Source organism: Microbacterium sp. MEC084 (genome assembly GCF_004514465.2).
GTDB lineage: Bacteria > Actinomycetota > Actinomycetes > Actinomycetales > Microbacteriaceae > Microbacterium.
Genome location: NZ_MYFP02000002.1, coordinates 1 through 23,543, shown reverse-complemented (window position 1 = coordinate 23,543; position 23,543 = coordinate 1). Strand labels below are relative to the sequence as shown.

The 23,543-nt window shown below is 72.7% G+C and carries 20 protein-coding genes, 2 tRNA genes and 1 pseudogene; 15 read left to right on the top strand and 8 right to left on the bottom strand.

The window, feature by feature from the left end; genetic code table 11:
• Window positions 1-63 precede the first annotated feature (63 nt).
• Both menC and B5M43_RS02775 read right to left on the bottom strand, forming a co-directional pair.
• Window positions 64-1,188, bottom strand: coding sequence for an o-succinylbenzoate synthase (gene menC, locus B5M43_RS02780; RefSeq protein WP_134745519.1), 1,125 nt, complete (start codon window positions 1,186-1,188; stop codon window positions 64-66).
• Complete coding sequence (locus B5M43_RS02775; RefSeq protein WP_055988506.1) at window positions 1,185-2,033, bottom strand: hypothetical protein; 849 nt, start codon at window positions 2,031-2,033, stop codon at window positions 1,185-1,187. Before B5M43_RS02775 ends, menC begins: the two co-directional genes overlap by 4 nt.
• Before the next feature lie 122 nt (window positions 2,034-2,155).
• Here B5M43_RS02775 and B5M43_RS02770 point away from each other — a divergent pair, with 122 nt between their 5' ends.
• The 9 genes from B5M43_RS02770 to B5M43_RS02730 all read left to right on the top strand — a co-directional run bounded on the left by B5M43_RS02770 (window position 2,156) and on the right by B5M43_RS02730 (window position 10,043).
• Window positions 2,156-3,337 (top strand): M20 family metallopeptidase, encoded by a 1,182-nt coding sequence (locus B5M43_RS02770; RefSeq protein WP_205829472.1) that lies wholly within the window; start codon window positions 2,156-2,158, stop codon window positions 3,335-3,337.
• A 132-nt stretch (window positions 3,338-3,469) separates the two neighbouring features.
• Window positions 3,470-3,554: transfer RNA gene (locus B5M43_RS02765), tRNA-Ser, on the top strand.
• Between the two features lie 87 nt (window positions 3,555-3,641).
• Complete coding sequence (locus tag B5M43_RS02760) at window positions 3,642-4,922, top strand: LCP family protein (RefSeq protein ID WP_134745518.1); 1,281 nt, start codon at window positions 3,642-3,644, stop codon at window positions 4,920-4,922.
• A 92-nt stretch (window positions 4,923-5,014) separates the two neighbouring features.
• Window positions 5,015-5,104 (top strand) — tRNA-Ser (locus B5M43_RS02755).
• A 293-nt stretch (window positions 5,105-5,397) separates the two neighbouring features.
• On the top strand, window positions 5,398-6,375 hold the full coding sequence (locus B5M43_RS02750; protein WP_134745517.1) for a zinc-binding alcohol dehydrogenase: 978 nt from the start codon (window positions 5,398-5,400) through the stop codon (window positions 6,373-6,375).
• Complete coding sequence (locus B5M43_RS02745; protein WP_230667565.1) at window positions 6,372-6,773, top strand: 6-carboxytetrahydropterin synthase; 402 nt, start codon at window positions 6,372-6,374, stop codon at window positions 6,771-6,773. The genes B5M43_RS02750 and B5M43_RS02745 overlap by 4 nt, the downstream gene beginning before the upstream one ends.
• Window positions 6,773-7,792 carry a glycosyltransferase family 4 protein gene (locus B5M43_RS02740; protein ID WP_134745516.1) on the top strand — a complete coding sequence of 340 codons (1,020 nt, stop codon included), beginning with the start codon at window positions 6,773-6,775 and terminating at the stop codon, window positions 7,790-7,792. Before B5M43_RS02745 ends, B5M43_RS02740 begins: the two co-directional genes overlap by 1 nt.
• On the top strand, window positions 7,789-8,550 hold the full coding sequence (locus tag B5M43_RS02735) for a dihydrofolate reductase family protein (RefSeq protein ID WP_134745515.1): 762 nt from the start codon (window positions 7,789-7,791) through the stop codon (window positions 8,548-8,550). Before B5M43_RS02740 ends, B5M43_RS02735 begins: the two co-directional genes overlap by 4 nt.
• A gap of 152 nt (window positions 8,551-8,702) precedes the next feature.
• Window positions 8,703-10,043 carry an acetamidase/formamidase family protein gene (locus B5M43_RS02730; RefSeq protein ID WP_055988517.1) on the top strand — a complete coding sequence of 447 codons (1,341 nt, stop codon included), beginning with the start codon at window positions 8,703-8,705 and terminating at the stop codon, window positions 10,041-10,043.
• A 64-nt stretch (window positions 10,044-10,107) separates the two neighbouring features.
• Here B5M43_RS02730 and B5M43_RS02725 read toward each other — a convergent pair whose 3' ends face one another.
• On the bottom strand, window positions 10,108-11,238 hold the full coding sequence (locus B5M43_RS02725; RefSeq protein ID WP_134747208.1) for a Gfo/Idh/MocA family protein: 1,131 nt from the start codon (window positions 11,236-11,238) through the stop codon (window positions 10,108-10,110).
• Window positions 11,238-12,074 (bottom strand): sugar phosphate isomerase/epimerase, encoded by an 837-nt coding sequence (locus tag B5M43_RS02720; protein WP_134747206.1) that lies wholly within the window; start codon window positions 12,072-12,074, stop codon window positions 11,238-11,240. Before B5M43_RS02720 ends, B5M43_RS02725 begins: the two co-directional genes overlap by 1 nt.
• Window positions 12,075-12,184: 110 nt before the next feature.
• Here B5M43_RS02720 and B5M43_RS02715 point away from each other — a divergent pair, with 110 nt between their 5' ends.
• The 4 genes from B5M43_RS02715 to B5M43_RS02700 all read left to right on the top strand — a co-directional run bounded on the left by B5M43_RS02715 (window position 12,185) and on the right by B5M43_RS02700 (window position 17,557).
• Complete coding sequence (locus B5M43_RS02715; RefSeq protein WP_055988524.1) at window positions 12,185-12,796, top strand: TetR/AcrR family transcriptional regulator; 612 nt, start codon at window positions 12,185-12,187, stop codon at window positions 12,794-12,796.
• A gap of 79 nt (window positions 12,797-12,875) precedes the next feature.
• Window positions 12,876-14,045 (top strand): MarP family serine protease, encoded by a 1,170-nt coding sequence (locus tag B5M43_RS02710; RefSeq protein ID WP_134747204.1) that lies wholly within the window; start codon window positions 12,876-12,878, stop codon window positions 14,043-14,045.
• A gap of 75 nt (window positions 14,046-14,120) precedes the next feature.
• The gene (locus B5M43_RS02705; protein ID WP_134747202.1) at window positions 14,121-14,951 is read left to right on the top strand and encodes a DNA-formamidopyrimidine glycosylase family protein; all 831 of its coding nucleotides are present in this window, start codon (window positions 14,121-14,123) and stop codon (window positions 14,949-14,951) included.
• Between the two features lie 98 nt (window positions 14,952-15,049).
• Window positions 15,050-17,557 (top strand): RNA helicase, encoded by a 2,508-nt coding sequence (locus B5M43_RS02700; RefSeq protein ID WP_230667563.1) that lies wholly within the window; start codon window positions 15,050-15,052, stop codon window positions 17,555-17,557.
• Window positions 17,558-17,670: 113 nt separating this feature from the next.
• On the opposite strand, the gene B5M43_RS02695 is transcribed toward B5M43_RS02700, so the two are convergent.
• A complete protein-coding gene (locus B5M43_RS02695) occupies window positions 17,671-18,342 on the bottom strand; it encodes a response regulator (RefSeq protein ID WP_134747226.1) in 672 nt (223 codons plus the stop codon).
• On the bottom strand, window positions 18,339-19,778 hold the full coding sequence (locus B5M43_RS02690) for an ATP-binding protein (RefSeq protein WP_308067704.1): 1,440 nt from the start codon (window positions 19,776-19,778) through the stop codon (window positions 18,339-18,341). Before B5M43_RS02690 ends, B5M43_RS02695 begins: the two co-directional genes overlap by 4 nt.
• 178 nt (window positions 19,779-19,956) lie before the next feature.
• On the opposite strand from B5M43_RS02690, the gene B5M43_RS02685 reads away from it, so the two are divergent.
• On the top strand, window positions 19,957-21,366 hold the full coding sequence (locus B5M43_RS02685; RefSeq protein WP_055988536.1) for an MFS transporter: 1,410 nt from the start codon (window positions 19,957-19,959) through the stop codon (window positions 21,364-21,366).
• A 16-nt stretch (window positions 21,367-21,382) separates the two neighbouring features.
• On the opposite strand, the gene B5M43_RS02680 is transcribed toward B5M43_RS02685, so the two are convergent.
• Both B5M43_RS02680 and B5M43_RS02675 read right to left on the bottom strand, forming a co-directional pair.
• On the bottom strand, window positions 21,383-22,069 hold the full coding sequence (locus tag B5M43_RS02680; RefSeq protein WP_055988538.1) for a GntR family transcriptional regulator: 687 nt from the start codon (window positions 22,067-22,069) through the stop codon (window positions 21,383-21,385).
• Window positions 22,070-22,146: 77 nt separating this feature from the next.
• Window positions 22,147-22,956, bottom strand: coding sequence for a nucleotidyltransferase domain-containing protein (locus B5M43_RS02675; RefSeq protein WP_134747222.1), 810 nt, complete (start codon window positions 22,954-22,956; stop codon window positions 22,147-22,149).
• Window positions 22,957-23,016: 60 nt separating this feature from the next.
• On the opposite strand from B5M43_RS02675, the pseudogene B5M43_RS02670 reads away from it, so the two are divergent.
• Window positions 23,017-23,543, top strand: a pseudogene (locus B5M43_RS02670) (IS5 family transposase); the annotation flags it as partial.

Genomic DNA, 23,543 nt, shown 5'->3' with positions numbered 1-23,543 from the left:
GCGGGACTGCCCGTGCTGCTCGAGCGAGCGAAGCGAGTCGAAACCGTTGAAGCAACCCAAGCGTCAGAGGGCGATCTCGACCAGGCGGGTGCGGAAGCGCTCGAGGCGCTCAGGGTCGATCTCGACGCCGAAGCCCGCGCCGGTCGGCACGTCGACGACGCCGTCGTGCATCCGGATCGGCTCGGTGACGATGTCCTCGGCGTAGAAGCGGTCGGATCCGGAGATGTCGCCCGGCAGCGTGAAGCCGGGCAGGGCCGCGAGCGCGGCGTTCGCGGCGCGGCCGATGCCGGTCTCCAGCATGCCGCCGCACCACACCGCGATTCCGTGCGCGCGGGCGAGGTCGTGGATGCGGCGCGCCTCGAGATAGCCGCCCACGCGCCCCGGCTTGATGTTGATGACGGCGGCGGCGCGCAGCGCGATGGCGTCGGCGGCCGCCTCGGCGGACACGACCGACTCGTCGAGGCAGATCGGGGTGTGCAGCAGCCTCGCCAGTTCCGCGTGCTGCCGGATGTCCGCCTCGCCGAGCGGCTGCTCGATCAGCAGCAGCCCGAACTCGTCGAGCCGGCGCAGGTGCGCGGCGTCGACGAGCGTGTAGGCCGCGTTCGCGTCGACCTGGAAGGGCAGGTCGTCGCCGAACGCGCGCCGCACGGCCGCGACGTGCGCGACATCCGCCCCGGGCCGGATCTTGAGCTTGATGCGCGCATAGCCCTGCTCGATGTATCCGCCGATCACGCGCACGGTCGCGTCGACCGAGTCCTGGATGCCCACCGAGACACCCGACGGCACGGATGAGCGCACCGCGCCGAGGTACGACGCGAGCGAGCGGCCCTCGGCCCGCAGCTGCGCGTCGAGCACCGCCATCTCGACTGACGCCTTCGCCATCTGGTGCCCCACGATGTGCCGCAGGTGATGCGCCACGGTCTCGGCCGTGAGGTCGTCCACGGCGGCGAGCAGGGGAGCGAGCCAGCGCTCGATGACGTCGGCGGCGCCGTCCAGGTACTCGGGGGAGTAGACCGGCCGGTCGAGCGCGACGTTCTCGCCCCATCCGGTCACGAGCTCGCCCGAGGCGGTCTCGAGCTGCGCCTCGACCAGGAAGCAGTGCTTGACGGTCTGCGTGCCGAACGACGTGGTGAACGGCGCGACGAGCGGCATCTCGAGGTGGTGCAGCCGGAGCGAGCGGAGCTTCATGGGGTTCCTTCCGTGGGCTGGTCGGCGCGGCGCAGCACGTACTGCCCCGCGTCGGTGAAGCCGTCGACGCCCCATCCGGTCGCGAGCAGGTCGGTGAACGCGGCGCGGGTCTCGGAGCGCCAGCGGCGGGCCGCCTCCGGATCCGTGCGCCGCAGCGCCTCGATGTCGGTGGGCGTGGCGAGGAGCGCGGGCCCGTCGCCGCTCGGCCGCGCGTAGGCGGACGGGACGTCGCCCTCGTCGGCGATCGCGTGCGCCCCGTCGACCTCGACCGCGCCGCCCCGCTCGGGCGGCGTGCGCGTCAGATCCCAGCGCACGAGCATGCGGTCGGAGTCCTGGCCCGCGTTGATCGCGTCGCGCATCTCGCCGTAGAGCGACGGAAGGTACTCGGCCGGACGTGCGCCGAGCGTGCGGATGTTGAAGTGCGCGTTGCGCCGGACGAGCGGATCGAACGTCCACGTCATGGCGTCGATCCCGCACTCGAGGCACCACGCGCGCTGCGCGAGCTTGATCGCGCGGCCCGCCCCGCGGCCGGCGGCCTCGGGGAGCAGGCCCACGATGTGCGAGTGGAACGGCGTGCCGGGCGGCCCGCAGAAGCCCATCGCGGCGCCGACCGGCTCGTCCTCGCGCAGCGCCAGCGTGACGGGGTTGCCGGCGTGGGTGAGCGCGACCAGCAGCGCGGGATCGAGCATCTCGGCGCCCGTGCGCCCCCACACCCGGCCGAGCACCTCGGACACGCTCCGGCAGGCGGCCGCGTCGTGCGCCTCCTCGAGCAGGATGCCCGCCCGCGCGAGCGCTTCGTCCGCGAGGGCGCGGGCCGCGGCGGCGACGTCGGCGGGCGGATGCATATCCCCAGCTTCCCACTCCCGCCCTGGCTCCATGACGTTGCGAGCCGCCCCGGTTCACGCGCCCGGCGTGCGGCGGATATCGTCGGTAGGACACCCTGACGCGCACCGAGGAGAGGCGACACATGACGGATCGCGACACCGCCCTCGCCCGTCGGGCGCCCGCCGAGGTCGACGGGCTGCTGGAGTGGGCGCGCGACAGCCTGCCGCAGATGCTCACCGACATGGAGCACCTCATCCTGTGCGAGTCGCCCACCGGCGACCGGGAGGCGATCGCGCGATCGGCCGATCTCGTCTCGGCGATCGGCACGCGCATCCTGGGCTTCGGGCCCGAGCGTCTCGTGATCGACGGGTTCACCCACCTGCGCTGGCACATCGGATCGCCGGCCCCCGAGGCGCCGCGCGTGCTCGTGCTCGCGCACCACGACACGGTGTGGCCGCTCGGATCCATCGAGACGCACCCGTTCTCGATCCAGGACGGCGTCATGCGCGGCCCCGGGTGCTACGACATGATCGCGGGTCTGGTGATGGGCCTGCACGGCATCGCGGCGCTCGGGCACATGGACGACGCGGCGGTGACGCTGCTCGTGACCGGCGACGAGGAGATCGGTTCGCCGTCGTCGCGCGACCTGATCGAGCAGGAGGCGCTGGGCTGCGTCGCGTCGCTCGTGCTCGAGTCGGCCGAGGGCCGCGCGCTCAAGATCGGCCGCAAGGGCGTCTCGCGCTACCGCATCGACATCACGGGCCGCGCCGCGCACGCCGGGCTAGAGCCCGAGAAGGGCATCAACGCGACCGTCGAGATGGCGCACCAGATCGGCGCCGTCACTGCGATCGCCGATGCGGCGGCCGGCACCTCGGTCGTCCCCACGGTCGCCAAGGCCGGCACCACGACCAACACCGTCGCGGCGCACGCCTCGTTCGAGGTGGACGCGCGCGCCTTCACGGCCGCCGAGCAGCACCGCGTCGACGAGGCCATCCGCTCGCTGACGCCGGTGACGGGCGCCGTCATCCACGTGGACGGCGGCGTGAACCGCCCGCCGATGGAGCGGTCGTCGGCCGAGGGCGTGTGGGCGCGGGCGCTCGAGGTGTCGCACCGGCTCGGGCTGCATCTGCCCGAGGCGGTCGTGGTGGGCGGTGCCTCCGACGGCAACTTCACGGCCGGCATCGGCGTGCCGACGCTCGACGGGCTCGGCGCCGTGGGCGGCGGCTCGCACGCGGACCACGAGCACGTGATGGTCGGCGAGATCCCCGAGCGCACCGCGCTGCTCGTGGCGCTGATGCGGGATCTGCTGCGCGTCGACGCGTGATCGCCCGGCATCCGCTCGTCCACAGCGGATGCCCGTGCGCCGTTCAGGGCCCGCCCAGAGCTCGCGGGCACAATGACGAGAAGGCCTGTCGGATAGACTCGACGCCTGTTCGGCAGGGGAGACCCTGCTCCAGGAGGGTTGTCCGAGCGGCCGAAGGATCTGGTCTTGAAAACCAGTGGGCAGCAATGTCCCGTGGGTTCGAATCCCACACCCTCCGCGGAATGACGGCGGCGGGGTGCGAGCACTCGGGGGAGCCGCCGGCAGGATCACCGCGCCCCAGCGGTGCGATGAGAGGAACACCCGAGTGAGCGAGACGTCCCCGCGGCGCCCCGGCCGGCGCACCATCGCGCGCCACGGACACCTCTCCCAGCCCAGCCTGCTGAGCCGCGTGATGCGCTGGCTCGGCATCGCCATGGCGTGCGTGCTGGTCGCCGGCGTCGGCGTCGCCGCCTACGCCGCCTGGGACTTCTCGGCCACGTTCGCGGCCGACGCGCAGGAGCTCGAGGGCCAGGACACCTCGCCGCCCGACATCGGCCAGCTCGTGAACGACGAGGGCGTCGACCTGCTGCTCACCGGCATCGACATCTGCGAGTGGGACTCGCACGAGAAGTTCGGCGACCGCTGCCCGACCGAGCGCTCGGCCTACGGCGACGATGGGCGGCAGCTCGAGGCCGGCCTCAACGACGTCAACCTGCTCGTGCACATCTCGCCCGAGCCGCGCAAGGTCTCGGTCGTGGCGTTCCCCCGCGACCTCATGGGCCCCATGCCGGAGTGCACCAACTCGGAGACCGGCGAGGTCACGCCCGCGTCGGATCGCCGCATGCTCAACGAGGCCTACGCGGCCGGCGGCCTCGCGTGCGTCGCGAAGTCGATCGACAGCATCACGACGCAGTATGACCCCGAGCTCGCGATCGACTACGCCGCGACCGTGACGTGGAACGGCGTGATCGAGATCACGAACGCGCTCGGCGGTGTGGAGGTCTGCGTCGACCAGACGATCAACGACGTGGACGCCGGGATGCTCTACCTCGAGCCGGGCACGCACACGCTGGTCGGTGAGCAGGCGCTCGCCTTCCTGCGGTCGCGCCACGGCGTCGGCGGCGGCGACCTCGCGCGCATCAGCAACCAGCAGGTCTACATGTCTTCGCTGGCACGCAAGCTCATGAGCGCCGAGACGCTCACGAACCCGGGCACGCTTCTCAGCCTCGCGCGGACGACCGTGAGCAACGTCGACCCCAGCGCCCAGCTCACCCCCATCACGCTCGTCCAGATCGCCATGGCGGCGAGCTCGGTGCCGCTGTCGGACATCGAGTTCCTCCAGTACCCGGTGCTCGAGGACCCGCTCGACCGCAACCGCGTGATCTCGGACGACACCGCCGCGGCGCAGCTGTTCGGCCTGATTGCGGCCAACCAGTCGGTGATCCCGGACGAGCAGGTCGCCGCGTCGCCGGAGCCTACCGAGCCCGAGGCGCCGGTCGAGTCGGAGACGCCGACGCCCGAGGTCAGCGAGCCCCCGGTCGCCACGGCCGCGCCCGCCCCGGGCCGCACCGCCGAGGACACCAGCTGCTCCAACCCCATCGGCTGAGACCCCCGTTTTCGCGCTCGTGCGGCGAGCGGTTACTATGGAGGGACTGCGCCCGCGAGGGCGCGCGGTCCTTCGGGATCTCCCGAAGGCCAGGAGACGTCGCATAGTCAGGCCTAGTGCACCACCCTGCTAAGGTGGAGTCCCCTTAATGGGGACCGAGGGTTCAAATCCCTCCGTCTCCGCAGAAAAGCCCCGGTCATCCGGGGCTTTCTCGTTGGCGCGCTACCCGGGTCCATGATCTGCAGAACAAAGGACGATCTCGCACGCGAATCTGCTGAACCGTGCAGATCTCCTCGCCTCATGTCGGCCGCGTCCTGCAGATCGATGCGATGTCCGACGCCGGGCCTGCAATGGACGGGCCCCGCGAGCCACTGCCAGCCCTCGCCCCTCCCGCGCAACCCCTTGGCCAAGGCCATGTCCCGGGGACAGAGTGGGAGCGAGTCGGAGCTCCTTCGCCGGCTCGGAGGGACGGCAGATGGCGAGCGAGACATCGTTCTGGGTCGAGGAGCCCGGGCGGGGTGGGCTGCGTACGGTCGAGGCGGGCGAACCCGGCGACGGCGAGGTCCGCGTACGCACGTGGTTCACCGGCATCAGCCGCGGGACCGAGGCGACGGTGTTCCGGGGCGAGGTGCCCGCGCGGGAGCGCGAGCGCATGCGCGCGCCGTTCCAGGAGGGCGACTTCCCGGCGCCCGTCAAGTACGGCTATCTGAACGTCGGCGTCGTCGAGCACGGTCCCGCGGCGCTCAGGGGCAGGGCCGTGTTCACGCTCTTCCCGCACCAGTCCGTCTTCGTCGTGCCCGAGACGGCCGTCACGCCCGTCCCCGACGGCGTGCCGCCGCGGCGGGCCGTGCTTGCGGGCGCCGTGGAGACGGCCGTCAACGTGCTGTGGGACGCCGCTCCGCTCGTCGGCGACCGGATCACGGTGATCGGCGCCGGCATGATCGGCTGCGCGGTCGCGCGGCTGGCGCAGGGCATCCCGGGCGCCGACGTGGTCGTGGTGGACCGCGACACCGCGAAGGCCGACGCCTGCGCCGCCCTCGAGGTCCCGTTCCGGACCCCGGACGACGCCCCTGAGGAGCGCGACATCGTGATCGACACCAGTGCGTCGGAGGACGGGCTGCGGCTCGCCCTGCGGACGGCCGCGACCGAGGGGGAGATCATCGAGGCCAGCTGGTTCGGCGCGCGCGAGGTGAGCCTGCCGCTCGGCGAGGACTTCCACTCGCGACGGCTCACCATCCGCTCGAGCCAGGTCGGCCTCGTGGCCCCGCGCCGCCGTGCGACGCGGACGCCCGCGACACGGCTCGCGCTGGCGCTCGAGCTGCTGCGAGACCCGGCGTTCGACGCGCTCCTCACCGGCGAGTCGCCGTGGCGCGACCTGCCCGAGGTCATGGCCGGCATCGCGGACGGCGGCATCCCGGGGTTGTGCCACACGATCAACTGGAGAGACGGATGATGTACACGCTCACGGTCCGCGATCACATGATGGTCGCCCACAGCTTCACCGGCGACATGTTCGGGCCGGCGCAGCGGCTGCACGGCGCCACGTTCGTCGTGGACGCCGCCTTCCGCGCGGCGGAGCTGGACGAGAACGGCGTCGTCGTCGACATCGGCCGGGCCTCCGACGTGCTGCGCGACATCCTGTCGTCGCTCACCTACCGCAACCTCGACGACGATCCGCGCTTCGCCGGCGTGAACACGACCACAGAACGGCTCTGCGAGTTCATCGCGGAGCAGCTCGCGACCGCGGCGCGCACGGGAACGCTCGGAAGGGATGCCGGCGACCTGCACGGGATCGCGGTCACGCTCCACGAGTCGCACGTCGCGTGGGCGTCGTACGAACTGGAGCTGTGATGGCGACCACGACCTTCGTCGTGCCGACCGGCATCGACGATCCGGCGCGGGTGAGCGGCGGGAACGTCTACGACCGCCATGTGCGGGACGGTCTGGCGAACGCGGGCTGGGACGTGCGGATGGCCGAGGTCGCGCCGGGCGCGGATCGGGACGTGCGTCGCGCCCTCGCGACGGTGCCGGACGGCGGGGTCGCGCTGGTGGACGGCCTGATCGCCGGGGCGTCGGCGAGCGCGATCGACGACGGGGCCCGTCGCGTGCGCGTGGTCATCCTGGCGCACATGGTCGTCGACGCGTTCCCCGACGCCGATCCCGCCGCGGTCGACGGTCAGTGGCGCGCGCTGCGCGCGGCGCACCGGGTGATCGCCGTGAGCGAGTGGGCGGCGGCGCAGTTCGCCGCGGGCGGGATCCGCGACGTCGTCGTGGCGGCGCCGGGCGGCGCCCGGGCCGAGGTGGCGACCGGCACGCCGGGAGGCGGAGAGCTCCTGTGCGTCGGGGTGCTCGCGCCGCACAAGGGGCAGGATGTGCTCGTCGACGCGCTGGTGCGTCTCGGCGGGGTCGAGGGCTGGCGGTGCACGCTGGCGGGCGCGCCCGGCGTGGATCCGGACTTCGCCGGCGCGGTACGGGAGCGGGCGCGCGCAGGTCGCGTGGAGGCGCGCGTCGAGTTCGCCGGCGTCCAGGCCGCCGCCGGGCTCGACCGGATCTACCGGCGCAGCGACGTGCTCGTGGCGCCCTCGCGCACCGAGACGTACGGCATGGCGATCACCGAGGCGCAGGGCCGGGGAATCCCCGTCGTCGCCAGCCGCACGGGCGGGATCCCGGAGGCCGTCGACCCGGCCGCCGCGATCCTCGTGCCGCCGGGCGACGTCGACGCGCTCGCCGACGCGCTGGAACGGTGGATGTCGGATCCGGCGCTGCGGCGCGGGCTCAAGGACGCGGCCGTCCGCGCGCGCTCGCGCCTGCGCGGCTGGCGGGACACGGTGACGCGGATCTCGTCCGCCCTCCGGGAGGAGGAACCATGACCGGATCGCGCGAGACGGACCGTCGCAGCCGCCCCTACGTCACGCTCAGCTGCGCCATGTCGCTCGACGGATGCGTCGACACCGCCGCGCCGCATCGCCTGGCGCTGTCGAACGAGGCCGACTTCGATCGCGTGGATCAGCTGCGCGCGGACAGCGACGCCATCATGGTCGGCGCCTCCACCGTGCGGCGGGACAATCCGCGGCTGCTCGTGCGCAGCGAGGAGCGGCGCCGCGCCCGAGTCGAGCGCGGCCTGACGGAGTCACCCGTGAAGGTCACCGTGACCGCGACCGGCGATCTGCCGGCCGACTCCTCGTTCTTCACGGCGGGTGACGTCGAGAAGCTGGTCTACTGCCCGGCCGGAAAGGCGGCGCGCATCTCGCGCACTCTGGGTTCGCGGGCGACAGTGGTCGGGGTCGGCGCCGACGTGTCGATGACGCTCGTGCTGGAGGACCTCGCGCAGCGGGGCATCGGCCGGCTCATGGTCGAGGGGGGCGGGCGGCTCCACACCCAGTTCCTCGTCGAGCGGCTCGCCGACGAGCTCCAGCTCGTGGTCGCCCCGTTCTTCGTGGGCGAGCCCGGTGCGCCCCGGTTCGTGCAGCCCGGCCGGTTCCCGTGGGACGAGGGCCACCGCGCGCGGCTGCTCGACACCCGGCCCATCGGCGACGTGGTCCTGCTGCGCTACGCGCTCTCCGCGCGCTGCCCGGCGAGCGTCGCGGATGAGGTCGCACGCGCCGCGGCCCCGCCCTCCGTCGAGTAGGACGCGCGCCGAGTGGGCGCGCTCAGCAGGCGGATGGCGGCGTGGGAGCGGTTTTACCGCGCCGACACGTGCGGCTGACTCCGGGGTAACGGCCGGCTCCTAGCGTCGCGGGTGTCGGGGTCGACGAGGGACCCGGCAGAGAGGAAGCTGCGATGGAACACGAAGGCCGACAGGCGGCGGAGACGATCGAGCGGGGCATCGGCCGGCGCGGGCTCCTGCAGGCGGCGGCGGCCGTCGGCGCGGGCACCGCCCTCGCGCTGGGGGCGACTCGGCCCGCGGCGGCCGCACCGGTCACCGGACGGGCGGACGCGTACACCGGCGTCCTCCAGCCGGGTCGGGGCCGCATCGACGGGGACGTGTACCTCGGCTCGGAGCCGGACGAGGTGCTGTGGGGCTACGTCCCCTCCGTGCACGCGTCGCCGACGGCGCGCATCCGGTCGGGGCAGACCGTGACGATCGACGCCGTCTCGCACGAGGGCATCCTGGAGGATCAGGGGCGCGACCCGGTCGCCTACTTCGCGGAGCACGGCTTCTCGCGCCGCGAGGTGCTCGACGACGCGGTCGCGATCGCCTCCGGGTACACGCGCACCCCGCGCGACTTCGACCGCGACGGGCCCCACGTCGTCACCGGGCCGGTGTTCGTGGAGGGCGCCCAGCCGGGCGACGTGCTCAAGATCGAGACGCTCGAGGCGCGCCCGCGCGTGCCCTACGGCGTGATCTCGTCCCGGCACGGAAAGGGATCGCTCGCCGTCACGTCGAACGGGGCGCCCGCCGGCATCACGCTCGACGAGGTCATGCCGCCGGTCGAGACCGACGGGCGGTCGACGGGCATCCCGACCGAGTACGGCAACGTGTCGGTGCTCGCCAGCGTGCAGGGAACCAGCGCGGTGGTCGGCTCGGGCGCGAGCCGCGCGAAGTTCCCGTTGCGCCCGTTCTTCGGGATGATGGGCGTCGCGTTCTCGCAGAACACCGAGCCGACCGCGCCGGAGGCGAACTCCATCCCGCCGACGCTCGGCGGCGGCAACATCGACATCAGCCTGCTCGGACCGGGGTCCACGTTCTACGTCCCCGTGAGCGCCGAGGGCGCCCTGTTCTACGTCGGCGACCCGCACATGGCGATGGGCGACGGAGAGGTCGCGCTCACGGCGATGGAGGGATCGCTGCGCGGGACCTTCCGGCTCACGGTCTGCAAGCCCGGTTCGGGCGACGCGCCGTCCGTCGCGTTCACATACCCGTTCGCCGAGACCGAGGACCTGTGGATCCCGATCGGCCTGTCGGATCCGAACGGATCGGTCGACGGGCAGATCAACGACCTCGACATCGCCATGCGCCGCGCGGTCGTGAACGCGCTGGACTTCCTGCAGCACGACCTCGGGATGGACCGCGCGATCGCGTACGCGTACCTGTCTGCCGCCGCCGACTTCGTCGTGTCGCAGGTCGTCGACCGCACGGTCGGCGTGCACGGCAAGATCCGCAAGTCCGACATCGGCTGAGCGAGCCGCGACGAGAAGCGGGCCCCCGCCATCCGGCGGGGGCCCGCTTTCATGGTTGCGGCTGCTACAGCGTCGCGGCGAAGGGGTCGAAGTCGGCGCCGAGCGAGCCGACCTCGGTGAGCGTGCTCTGCACCTGGACGAAGCCGCGGGCCTCGGCCGACTCCTCGATCGCCAGCAGCGTGTCGAGCACGTGCAAGCCGAACTCGCCCGTGGCGACGTGCGGGCGGTCGTCGCGGATCGCGCGGACCATGTCGAGCAGGCCCAGGCCGCGTCCGGTCAGGACGCCCTCCTGCTGCACCTCGACGACCTCCTGCACGACGGGCTCGGGCGGCACGACGTGGCGCTCCAGCTTGCGCGTGATCGTGATCGGGCCGCCGAACGTGTTCGGGTCGGGGATCACCAGGGTGCCCTCCGTGCCGGTGACCTCGACGATGCCGTGGCGCAGCAGGGGCGAGTCGGTGCTGTACAGGCTCTGCGCCTGACCGCCCTGCTCGAACTCCATCAGCACCTGCAGTGTCGAGGGGATCTCGACCGGAAACTCGTGCCCCGCGTACTCGCCGACCTGCACGAAGCGGGTCGGGGTGCCCTGCAGGCCGAGCGCCGCGACGGATGCGACCGGGCCGAACACGTGCACGAGCGTCGAGACGTAGTACGGACCCATGTCGAGCAGCGGGCCCGCGCCCTTCGCGTACAGGAACGCGGGGTTGGGGTGGAAGATCTCCGGCCCCTGCCACTGGAACGTCGTCTGCGCGAACAGCGGGCGGCCGATGTCGCCGCGCGCGATCGCGCGCTTGGCCGTCTGCACGCCCGGGCCGAGCACGGTGTCGGGCGCGACGCCGACGCGCCTGCCGGCCGCGGCGGCGGCGTCGAGCAGGCGCTGCGACTCTTCGCGGTTCACGCCGATCGGCTTCTCGGTCCAGACGTGCTTGCCCGCGGCCACGATGGCCTCGGAAACCTCGACGTGCACGGCCGGGATCGTGAGATTGACGACGATCTCGATGTCGGGGTCGTTCAGCACGAGGTCGGGCGTGCCCGCGCGCGGCACACCGTACTTGTCGGCCTGCGCGCGGGCGCGCTCCTCGACGAGGTCTCCGACCGCGAGGACGCGGACATCCGGGAACTTCGTGAGGTTCGTCAGGTACTGGTCGCTGATGTTGCCGGCGCCGATGATGCCGACGCCCACGGGGGCGGCCATCAGGCGTCGACCTTCACGTCGAGACCGAGACCGCTCAGGAACGCCCGGCTCTGCTCGATCGCGTCGTAGATGTCGCCGCCGCGGGCCGAGGCGTCGTAGTGGTCGAACTCGACGATCGCGACCTCGAGTGCGGTCGCGGCGGCGATCGCCTCCGCGAGCGGCACGGCGCCCTGGCCCGCGGGCACCTGGTCGGCCGGGGGATAGGCGGCGACCTGCTCGGGGTCGAGTGTGCCGTCCTTGACGTGCACGGCGATCACGCGGTCGCCGAGCGTGCGCAGCAGCGTGGGGGAGTCGACGCCGGCGCGCGCCACCCAGTACAGGTCGACCTCGAGCACGACGCGCTCGTCCAGGAGGTCGGCGAGCACCTCCAGGCCGGTCCTGCCGTCGATAGTCGCCTCGAGCTCGTGCGCGTGGTTGTGGTAGCCGACGCGAATGCCGTGCTGCGCGCCGATCTCGGCGGCCGCGTTGAGCAGTCGCGCGGTCTCCTCGATCTGCTCGCGGGTCTGCCAGCGTGCGGGCTCGGTGTACGGGTCGATGACCGTGTGCATGCCGAGCACCTTCGCGGCCTCGAAGACCGTCTCGGGCGAGGGGACCGGCACGGTCGTGCCGCTGCCGTCGGGGTTCACGAACGAGGTCGAGGCCAGGAAAGCGTGGCCCGTCGGCGCCGCGAGGCCGTGGGCCTGCAGCGCCGCGGCGAGCGGCTCGGCGCGTCGCACGAAGTCGTAGGGCTCGACCGACGTGAAGCCGCGCGCGGCGACCCGGGCGAGCGTGCCCTCGAGGTCGGCCTCGAGCGCGGCGTTGACGGTGAACAGCTGGATGGATGTCTGGACCGGCATCGGTCGCGCTCCTTCGTGGGTCGTCTTCGACAGGGGCCCTGGGACCCGGATGGCATCACGGTAGCAGAAAAACCTCCACATGGAGGATTTGAGTTCGCTAGCATGACGGCGTGACCGACGAGCAGCCCGCATCCGCCGCGCGCGGCCCCTATCCGAAGGGGATCGCGCGCCGCCGGGAGATCCTGGACCGGGCGATCGAGGTGTTCGCGCGGCGTGGCTCGAAGCGCACCAGCCTGCGCGCGATCGCCGAGGAGGTCGGCGTCACGCACGCCGCGCTGAAGCACTACTTCGGCTCGCTCGACGAGCTTCTGGTCGAGGTCTACCGGGCATCCGAGACGGGCGGCGCGCGACCGCGCCATCCCGAGGGGGCGACCCCTGTCGAGGTTATGCGCGACGCCGCCACCCGCAACCGCGAGGTCCCCGGGCTCGTGCAGCTCTACTCGACCCTCGTCGCCTCCGCCCTGGAGGAGGAGCACCCCGCGGCCCGGGAGTTCGCGACCGAGCGCTTCGCGCGGCAGCGCGAGACCCTCGCCGAGCGGGTCCGCCGCAATCAGGCGGAGGGGCGCATCCGGCCCGACGTGGACCCGGTCGCGGTCGCGGCGCTCGCGATCGCCGCGTCGGACGGCCTGCAGACCCAGTGGCTGCTGGATCCGGATGCGCCGCAGGAGGCCGCGCTCGCGCTGCTCGACGAGCTGCTCGCGCCGCCGGCGGATCCGTCCTGACGCGTTCCCAGCAACCTCCCGCCGCGATCCGAACCGCGTCGCCTAGCGTGAGAGGCACCCGGCGAGAGGAACGTGACGCGTGAACCTGATCGACATCGTCGTGATCGCGCTGCTGATCGGCGCGCTCGTGGTCGGCGCGCGCGTCGGCTTCTTCGCGGGCCTCGGCGGGCTCGCAGGCCTGTTCCTCGGCGGGCTCGCGACCCCCTGGGTCGTGCCCCTCGTGAACGACGCCGTCACCAACCGCGAGTGGCGCGGCACGGCCGTTCTCGTCGCGGTGGTCGGGCTGCTCGTGGTCGGCGCGGCGCTCGGCACCGCGGTCGGCCGGCTGCTGCGGCTCGGCGCCGACAAGATCAAGCTCAAGGCGGTCGAGCGCCTGCTCGGCGGTGCGCTCGGCGTGCTCGTGACCGCGCTCGCGCTCGCAGCGGCGGGGACCGCGATCGGCACCGCCGGCATCCCGGTGATCTCGTCGTCCGTGGCGTCCTCGAGCGTGCTGCGCGCGATCGACCGCGCGACCCCTCCGGCCCTCGCGAGTGCGTTCGCCGAGTTCCGCTCGGTCGTGCTGGACGACACGATCCCGACGATCGGCGGCCTCGTGGACCCGGGGCAGGACGTGCCCGAGCCGACGGTCGATCCGGGAAGCGGCGCGCTCGCCGCGGCATCCGGATCCGTCGCCCGCATCTCGGGCGTCGCGTACGCGTGCGGCGTGAGCTCGACCGGATCGGGCTTCGTCGTCGCCGAGGACCGGATCGTGACGAACGCGCACGTGGTCGCGGGCGTCGAGTCCGTGCTCGTGGAGCTGCCGAACGAGCCGGCCCGTGACGGCGTGGTCGTGTACTTCGACCCGGCCGACGACCTCGCGGTGATCGCGGTCGACGTCGACGCGGCGGCGCTGCCCGTGGTCGACCCGCTCGCTGAGGGCGACTCGGCCGCCGTGCAGGGATACCCGCACGGCGGCCCGTTCGAGACCGAGCCCGCGTCGGTCGTCTCGGTCGGCACCATCACGGCCCAGGACATCTACGGCGGCGGCGGATCGGACCGCGAGATCTACGCGCTCGCCGCGGAGGTCGTTCCCGGCAACTCGGGCGGGCCCCTGCTCACCCCGGAGGGCGAGGTCGCGGGCGTGGTCTTCGCGCGCGACGAGGCCCGCGCCGATATCGGCTACGCCATGACCACGACCGAGCTCGGCCCCGTGCTCGACGGCATGGCCGGGTTCGACGCCCCCGTGGCGACGGGGGAGTGCACCGCCTGACGTCGGTGCGCCGGCGCTCGCTCCGCTCGACGACCGGGGGTGGTCCGCGCGCTGCGGGCGGGGCAGGATGGCCGCATGCCCGAATCGCCCGAGGTGGATGCGCTCGCCGGGTTCCTGCGCGCGACCGCGACCGGCCGCGTGATCGCCGGGATCGAGCTGGAGGAGTTCCGCGCGTGGAAGTCGCGGGAGAGGCGCCCCGAGCAGCTGCACGGTCGCAGGGTCACCGGCGTGCGGCGGTTCGGCAAGCATGTAGCGCTCGACACCGATGGGCCGAGCCTGCTGATCGGGTTCGGCCGCGCGGGCTGGGCCCGCTGGCGCGAGGACGGCGATCCCGAGCCCGACGACGCGCCGCCGGCGATCGCCCGGATCGGGTTCGAGGACGGCGCGGAGCTGGCCGTGAGCGACGCGGGGGAGTGGCTGTCGCTGAGCCTCACGGTGACCGATGACCCCACGAGCGAGGCGTCCATCGCGAAGCTCGGACCTGATCCGGTGAGCGACGCCTTCACGCGCGAGGCGTTCGACCGGATCACGGGCCGCCGCCGCAAGCAGCTCAAGGCGCTGCTGCAGGAGCAGGAGTCGCTCTCGGGCATCGGCAACGCGTACTCGGACGAGATCCTGCACGTCGCGAAGCTCGCCCCCACGGCGCACGCCGCGGCGCTCACCGAGGACGAGCGCGTGCGCCTCTTCGCCGCGATCCGCGAGGTGCTCGGCAGCGCCTTCGTCGCACGCCGGGACATCCCGATCGACCGGCAGAAGGCCGAGAAGGTGGCGGCGATGCGCGTGCACGGGCGCACGGGCGAGCCTTGCCCCGTGTGCGGCGACGAGGTGCGTGACGTGCCGGGCTCCAAGGGCAACGCGCAGTACTGCGCCACGTGCCAGAACGGCGGGGTGCCGCTGGAGGGGTGACCCGGGCCGTCCCGGTGCCGTCCGGCCCTTGTGAGCGCTCGGAAGGGCCGGTCCGCACCGATTCTCGATCGCGGGGCGCGTGAGGCAGACTCGACGGGATGCCCTCCACCCTTCTCGAGTCCGTGCGCGCGACGGACGGCGACCCCGACGGGATCTACGACGCGTTCGTGCAGTGGGCCGAGGGCGAGGGCCTGAGCCTCTATCCGACCCAGGACGAGGCCGTGATCGAACTGGTGTCGGGGGCGAACGTGATCCTCGCCACCCCCACCGGCACCGGCAAGTCGCTGGTCGCGATCGCGGCGCACGCCGTGGCGCTCGCGCGCGGCGGCCGGACGTACTACACGGCGCCCATCAAGGCCCTCGTGAGCGAGAAGTTCTTCGCGCTCGTCGACATCTTCGGACCCGAGAACGTGGGCATGGTGACGGGCGACTCGTCGGTCAACCCGGATGCGCCCATCGTGTGCTGCACGGCCGAGATCCTCGCGAACCTGGCCCTGCGGCAAGGCGCCGACGCCGACGTCGACCAGGTCGTGATGGACGAGTTCCACTACTACGGCGACACGGACCGCGGATGGGCGTGGCAGGTTCCGCTGCTGCTCCTGACCCGCGCGCAGTTCCTGCTGATGAGCGCCACGCTCGGCGACACCACGGAGATCCGCGCCGACCTCAGCCGCCGCACCGGCCGGACGACCGCCCTCGTCGCGGGCGCCGAGCGCCCCGTGCCGCTGCACTTCTCGTACGAGAAGCGCGCCGCGCACGAGCTGGTCGAGAGCCTGCTCGAGGAGCGCGAGACGCCCGTGTACATCGTGCACTTCGCGCAGGCCGCCGCCATGGAGCGCGCTCAGGCGCTCGCGAACGTCAAGGTCGCCACGCGGGAGCAGCGCGACGCGATCGCCGAGGCGATCGGCGGCTTCCGCTTCACGACGAACTTCGGCAAGACCCTGTCGCGCCTCGTGCGCGCGGGCATCGGCGTGCACCACGCGGGTATGCTGCCGCGCTACCGCCGCCTGGTCGAGACGCTCGCCCAGCGCGGCCTGCTGCGTGTGATCTGCGGCACGGACACGCTCGGCGTCGGCATCAACGTGCCCATCCGCACCGTGCTGATCTCGGCGCTGTCCAAGTACGACGGCACCCGGATGCGGCGCCTGTCGGCGCGAGAGTTCCACCAGATCGCGGGCCGGGCGGGCCGTGCCGGCTACGACACGCACGGCAACGTCGTCGTGATGGCGCCGGATCACGAGATCGAGAACGAGCAGGCGCTGCGCAAGGCCGGCGACGACCCGGCCAAGCGCAAGCGGATCCAGCGGAAGAAGGCGCCCGCCGGCTTCGTGTCGTGGAGCGAGGCGACGTTCGACAAGCTCGTCGATGCCGAGCCCGAGCCCCTCACGCCGCAGCTGCAGATCACGTCGGCCATGATCATCAACGTCATCGGACGCGGCGGCGACGTGTTCGCGAACGTGCGGTCGCTGGTGTTCGACAACCACGAGCCGCGCGCCCGCAAGTACGCGCTCGCCCGACGCGCGATCGCGATCTTCCGCACCCTCCGCGACGCGGGGATCGTCGAGGTGACGGGCGCGGGCGACATCCGGCTCGTGGTCGAGCTGCAGCCGAACTTCGCCCTCAACCAGCCCCTGTCGCCGTTCGCGCTCGCCGCGATCGAGCTGCTGGATCCCGAGGACGCGCCCGGATCCGCCGGCACCGGTCACTACGCGCTCGACGTGGTCAGCGTGATCGAGGCGACGCTCGACGACCCCCGCGCCATCCTGTCCCAGCAGGAGTTCAAGGCGCGCGGCGAGGCCGTCGGCGCCATGAAGCGCGAGGGCATCGAGTACGACGAGCGGATGGCGCTGCTCGAGGACGTGACGTACCCCAAGCCGCTCGCGGAGCTGCTCGCGCAGGCGTTCGAGGTGTTCGCGACCAGCCAGCCGTGGGTGCGCGACTTCGAGCTGAGGCCCAAGTCGGTCGTGCGCGACATGTTCGAGCGCGCGATGAGCTTCGCGGAGTTCGTCTCCTGGTACCAGCTCGGCCGCAGCGAGGGGCTCGTGCTGCGCTACCTCAGCGACGCGTACCGCGCCATCCGGCAGACCGTGCCCGCCGAGGCGCGCACGGAGGAGCTGCTCGACATCATCGAGTGGCTGGGCGAGCTGGTGCGGCAGGTCGACTCGAGCCTCGTGGACGAGTGGGAGGCGCTCGTGTCAGGGCAGGACGCCCACGGATCGGACGAGCCGGTGGTGCCGCCCGCGCCGCCGTCGCTCACGTCGAACCGCCGCGCGTTCACGGTGCTGGTGCGCAACGAGATGTTCCGGCGCGTGCAGTTCGCGGCCCGGGAGGCCGACGACGAGCTGGTCGAGCTGGACCCGGATGCCGGCTGGCCCGAGGCGCTGGACGCGTACTTCGCCGAGCACGACTCGATCGGCATCTCGGGCGCCGCGCGCTCGCCGCAGCTGTGCCGGATCACGGAGGCCCCCGGCACGTGGACCGTCGAGCAGGTCATCGACGACCCCGAGGGGAACCACGACTGGCGCATCCGCGCCGAGGTCGACCTGGCGGAGTCCGACGAGCTCGGCACGGCCGTGGTGCGCGTGACCGAGGTCGCGCGGCTGTAGCCCGTCGGCGGCTTCGACGCTTCGCGACTCCGCTTCGCTCCGCTCAACGTCCGGGAGTCGACGGCCTGACTGCCGGCGCCGTCAAGGAGTAGGGCTCACGGGCGTCCGGAGCGTCAGCCGACGAGGCGGTAGCCCATGCCCTGCTCGGTGAGGAGGTGGCGCGGGCGGGCCGGATCGGCCTCGAGCTTCTTGCGCAGCTGCGAGATGTAGAGGCGCAGGTAGCCCGAGTCGGCGACCTGATCCGTGCCCCAGATGTCCTTGAGCAGGGTCTGGCGGGTCACGAGCGCGCCGGGGTTGCGGGCGAGGAACTCGAGCATGCGCCACTCGGTCGGCGTGAGGTGGACGGGCTCGCCGCCGCGCGTCACGGTCTTCGCCACCAGGTCGACCACCACCTCGCCGAAGGTCACCACCGGTTCGCCGGTCGGCGTGCCCATCCGCCGCGCGAGGGCCCGCAGGCGCGCCAGGAGCTCGTCGATCTGGAACGGCTTGGTGACGTAGTCGTCGGCGCCCGCGTCGAGCGCGTCGACCTTGTCGCCCGATCCGGTGCGGCCGGACACGACCAGGATCGGCACGTCGCTCCAGCCGCGCAGCGCCTGGATCACCTCGACGCCGTCCAGGCGCGGCATGCCGAGGTCGAGCAGCACGACGTCGGGCTTCGTCTGCGCCGCGACCGCGATCGCCTCGGCGCCGTCGGCCGCCGTGACCACGTCGTATCCATGCGCGCCCAGCGTGATGCGCATCGCGCGGATGAGCTGCGGGTCGTCGTCGGCGATCAGGATCTTCACTCGTCGGCTCCAGGCTCGGTCGCGGCCGCGGGGTGCCGCGGGCGCGGCTCGGCGAGCGGAAGCTCGACCGTCATCGTGAGGCCGCCGCGGGGCGTGTCCGACGGCGTGAGCGTTCCGCCCATCCCCTCGGTGAAGCCGCGGGACAGCGCGAGGCCCAGGCCGAGGCCGGCGGAGTTGTCGGTGTCGCCCATCCGCTGGAACGGCGCGAACATCTCGTCCTGCTTGCCGGCGGGCACGCCCGGGCCGTGGTCGACCACGCGGATCCGCCCGCACCGCCCCGACGCGTACGTCTCGATGCGCACGGGTGAGCCGGCGGGGGAGTGCCGGTCGGCGTTCGCGAGCAGGTTCACGATCACGCGCTGCAGCAGCACCGGGTCGGCGGACAGCGGCGGCATGTGCGGATCGAGCGCCAGGTCGAGGCGCTCGGGCGGCAGCTTGAGCTCGTCCGCGGCCGCGAGCACGACCTCCTCGGCGTCGAGCGGCGCGGCCGACACCGCCAGCACGCCCGCCTCGATGCGGCTCACGTCGAGCAGATCGGCGACCAGGGTCGACAGCGTGCGCAGGCTCTCGTCGGCCGTGGCCAGAAGCTCGGTGCGATCGGCCTCGGACAGCGTGCTGCCCGGCGCGCGCAATCCGCCCACCGCCGCCACCGCGGACGCGAGCGGGCGGCGCAGGTCGTGGCTCACGGCGGAGAGCAGCGCGGTGCGCACGGAGTCGGCCGCGGCCAGGGCGTCGGCCTCGCGGGCGGCCTCGGTGAGGCGCTGGTGCTCGAGCGCGGCGCCCAGCTGGGCCGAGACCACGGTGAGCAGGCGGCGCTCGGACTCGCCCAGCCGCGTGCCGTGCAGCTCGAGCGTCGCACGAGGCGTGCGCGCCGCGCCCACCGTGACGGAGTACGGCGCGCGGCCGTCGCGGGGCGGCTCGCCGTCGGCCGCGATCATCCGGCCGTCCAGGTCGACGAGCCGCGCGCCGGTCGCGTGGAACGCCTCGCGCGCGCGGGTCACCAGCGCCTGCGCCGCGCTCTCGCCGCGCAGCACGCTCCCCGAGATGCTCGCCAGCAGCTCGGCCTCGGCGGCCGCGCGCTCGGCCGCGCGGGCGCGGCGCGCGGCCTGGTCGACGATCCAGCTCACGAGCACCGCGCTCGCCACGTAGAACACGAGCGACAGCGCATGCGTCGGCGAGGCGATCGTGATGGTGAACAGCGGATGCAGGAACAGGAAGTTGAGCGTGAAGCCCGACAGGACGGCCGTGAACAGGGCGGGCCAGATGCCGCCGATCAGGGCGACCACGACCACGAGCAGCTGATAGGCGAGCACGTTGACCGCGAGGGTCTCCTCGTGCGCGACCGTGAACAGCAGCCACGACAGCAGCGGCCCGACCGCGAGCGCCACCGCGAAGCCCGCCGTCATTCGTCCCCGGCCGAGCGCCCCCGTGCTCACGCGGGGAAGCCTCACCGCACGCTCGCTCATCCGGTCCTCCACTCTCCGCGCTGAGCGTACTCCGCACGCGAGAGGGCGCCGGGCGATCCTCATGGATTCCTCACGGCGCCGTGAGGATCGGCGGAAGACTTCGGCGCGAACGGGCCCCGGGGGTTCCGCGAGATGAAACGATGAACGCGTGACATCCCCCGCCGCCGTGGGTCTTCGCAGCGAGCGCGGGCCCGTCCTTCTCGCCGTGATGGTCTCGACCGGGCTGGTCGCGATCGACGCCACCGTCGTCGCGACCGCCGTGCCCTCGATTGTGGCCGACCTCGGCGGCTACGAGGCGTTCCCCTGGCTGTTCTCGATCTACCTGCTCGCCCAGTCCGTCCTGACGCCCGTGTACTCCAAGCTGGCCGACCAGCTGGGCCGCAAGCCCGTGCTGCTGCTCGGCATCGCGGTGTTCCTCGTCAGCTCTGTGCTGTGCGGGGCCGCGTGGGACATGCCGTCGCTCATCGTGTTCCGCGCGCTGCAGGGCGTCGGCGCCGGCGCGATCCTGCCCATGACCATCACGATCGTGGGCGACATCTACACGCTCGAGGAGCGCGCCCGCGTGCAGGGCTACGTCGCGAGCGTGTGGGGCGCCTCGTCGGTGATCGGCCCCACGCTCGGCGGGCTGTTCGCGCAGTTCGACATCTGGCGCTGGATCTTCTTCATCAACGTCCCGCTGTGCGTCCTGGCGTACGTCCTCATCGCCCGCGCGTACCACGAGCGCCTCGAGCGGCGGGATCACCGCATCGACTGGGCGGGCGCCGCGCTGCTCACCGTCGGCCTGGCGCTGCTGCTGCTCGGCGTGCTCGAGGGCGGCGTCGCGTGGGCATGGGACTCGCCGGTCTCGCTCGCGGTGTTCGCCGGGGGAGCGGTGTTCATGCTGCTGTTCGTGCTGGTCGAGCGCCGGGCGCCCGAGCCCGTGCTGCCCCTGTGGATCTTCACGCGGCCTGTCGTGGCCTCGACCGCGCTGCTGAACCTGATCCTGGGCGGCGTCCTGATCGGCTACACCGCGTACATCCCGACCTACCTCGAGGGCAGCGCGGGCGCGACGCCGCTGCTCGCGGGGCTTGCGCTCGCGACCCTGACCCTCGGATGGCCGGTGGCCGCCGCGCTGTCGGGACGGCTGTACCTGCGGTTCGGGTTCCGCCCCGTGATCATCGGCGGCACGGCCCTCGTCCTCGTGGCGGCCGTCGCGATCGCGCTCGTCGCGCGCTGGCCCAGCATCCCGCTCGTGGCCGTCATCCTGTTCGCGGCGGGCCTCGGTTTCGGCTTCGCGGCCGTGCCCTCGCTCGTCGCGGTGCAGTCCAGCGTGGCGTGGGAGGAGCGCGGCGTCGCGTCGGGCACCGTGATGTTCGCGCGGTCGATCGGCCAGGCCGTGCTGGCCGCGGCGATGGGCGCGATCGCCAACGGCATCGCCGCGTCGCGCGGCGGCGACGTCCACGCGGCCGGCACGGTGATCGCCTCGTCGACCGCGGTGTTCACGGCATCGGCCGTGTGCGCCGGGGCGATGTTCGGCCTCGCGTTCCTGCTGCCGCGGCGCGGGCGCGACCGCGCCTGACTGATTCGCGGCCCGCTCAGCCGGCGGCGGCCTCCGGCATGAGGCCCTCGCCGAGGATGTGCTCCGTGAGCCGCGTGTAGTGGGCGCGCAGCAGCGTGCCCGCTCGCTCGCCGTCGCGATCGGCCACGGCATCGAGGAGTTCACGATGATCGCGCTTCGTCGCGTCGGCGAGTGAGCGCGTGACGGCCCTGGACCAGCGCAGATACAGCGACGCTCGGTCGGTCAGACTCCGCGAAAGCTCGATCAGGACGGGCAGTCCACAGGCGGAGATCAGGTGCAGATGGAACTCCGCGTGGGCGGCGACCCAGTCCGCGTTCAACGTCCCGTCCACACCGAGCGGCGGCGTGCGCTCGAGCGTGTGATGCGCTCCGAAGATCCCTGATTCCCAGGAGAGGTCGCCGCGTTCGATGGCCAACGCGATGCCGAACTCCTCCGAACGACAGCGAAGCTCGTTGAAGTCGCGAAGCTCCGCGAGTGAGAGACGGGGCACGAAGAACCCACGATTGGGTATCAACTCCACCAGACCGACGGCCGTCAGGCGGGTGAGCGCTTCTCGCACGACGGTGCTGCTCGTGCCGTAATCCTCCGACAGGGCGATCAGCTGGAGCTTGTCTCCCGGCGCCCATCGCCCGGCGAGGATGTCGTGTCGCAGACGCTCACGGGCTTCGGCGCTCAGGGTCTCGGAATCACCGCGTCGGGCCACTTATGCAATATAGGCGAGGAATGCGACGAGCCTCGGCGCATGTCCGCCGCACCGGTGGGGCGTGGCCCGGGTCCGGCTCAGGCGGCAGGGCGCGGCGCGGCGCGGAGCGCGTCGATGGTCGCGGCGAGCTCCTCGGGCGTCGCGCCGGGGCGCGCGAGCGCGGCGGTGGCGACGTCCACGAAGCGGCGGGGGCCGGGACCGAGGCGCACGGCGCTCGGGACGAGGCCCTTCTCGTTGATGACCCACGCGCCGGCGGCGGCGTGCCAGGCGTGGGCGACGAGCATCGCGGCGTGCGACAGGCACAGCGCCACGTAGGTCGTGTCGGCGCGACGCGCGCCCTTCTGCGCGGCCTCGAGCAGGAAGTCGGCCTGCCACAGGCCGTCGAGCATCGCCTTGCGCAGCGGCTCGGGGTACGGCGTCACACGGGCGGCGAGCCCGGCCAGCACGCCGGAGGCGTCGCTCAGGGGGATCGCGGTGGCCACCTCGCCCGCGTAGGACACGTCGAGGAAGCCGAGCGGATGCCCCGGCTGCGGATGGAACGCGTACTCACCGCGGGCCGCGCGGTCGCACTGCTCATCGACCCGGGCGACGTCGCGCAGGATCCAGTCGACGCGCGTGCCATCGACGCGGAGCCAGGCGCCGCCGTCCACCCACGAGCCCCAGCCGCCGGGGCCCGCGACCGGCACGGACTCGCCGGTCCAGCGCGCGGCGAGCGCGCCCATGGCGGCGAGGTCGAGCCCGCCCGCCCGGTAGTACACGCCGAGGTCGAAGTCGGAGTCGGGGCGATGCGTGCCGCGGGCGCGGCTGCCGCCGAGCGACACGGCGACGATCCCCGGGAGGCCGGCGAGCGCATCCGCCATCTGCCGGAGCCGGCGCTGATCCATCATGCGCCCGAGCCTAGGGCGTGTCTGACAAATAGTTTGGCGGCGCGCTGAGAGTCTGAGGTCGTGACGCGGTTTCAGGTGCTCTCGGATGCTCAGTGGTCGTTGCTCGAGGAGATGCTGCCGCGTCCGACCGGGCGCAGGGGACGGCCCTTCGCGGACGCGCGGTTGATGGTCGAGGGCATCGTCTACCGGTATCGGTGCGGGATCGCGTGGCGGGATCTGCCGGAGGTGTTCGGGCCGTGGCAGACGGTATGGACCTGGCATCACCGCATGGCCACGGAAGGCACCTGGGACAAGGTGCTCGCCACACTCACCGCCGCCGCGGACGAGGCGGGGCTGGTGGAGTGGTCGCTGTCGGTGGACTCCACGATCGCCCGCGCGCATCAGCACGCGACGAACACGAAGCGCCTCACAGGGGGCTGGATCGAATTGCACGAATCCGGGCGTCGAGCCGCCTGATCACGCGGTCGGCCGCTCCCGAGGCGGCCTGTCGACGAAGATCCACCAGCTCGTCGACGGCAACGGGCTCCCGCTGGTCGCGCTGCTGACAGCAGGCCAGGCCGGGGACTCGCCGATGTTCCTGCCGCTGA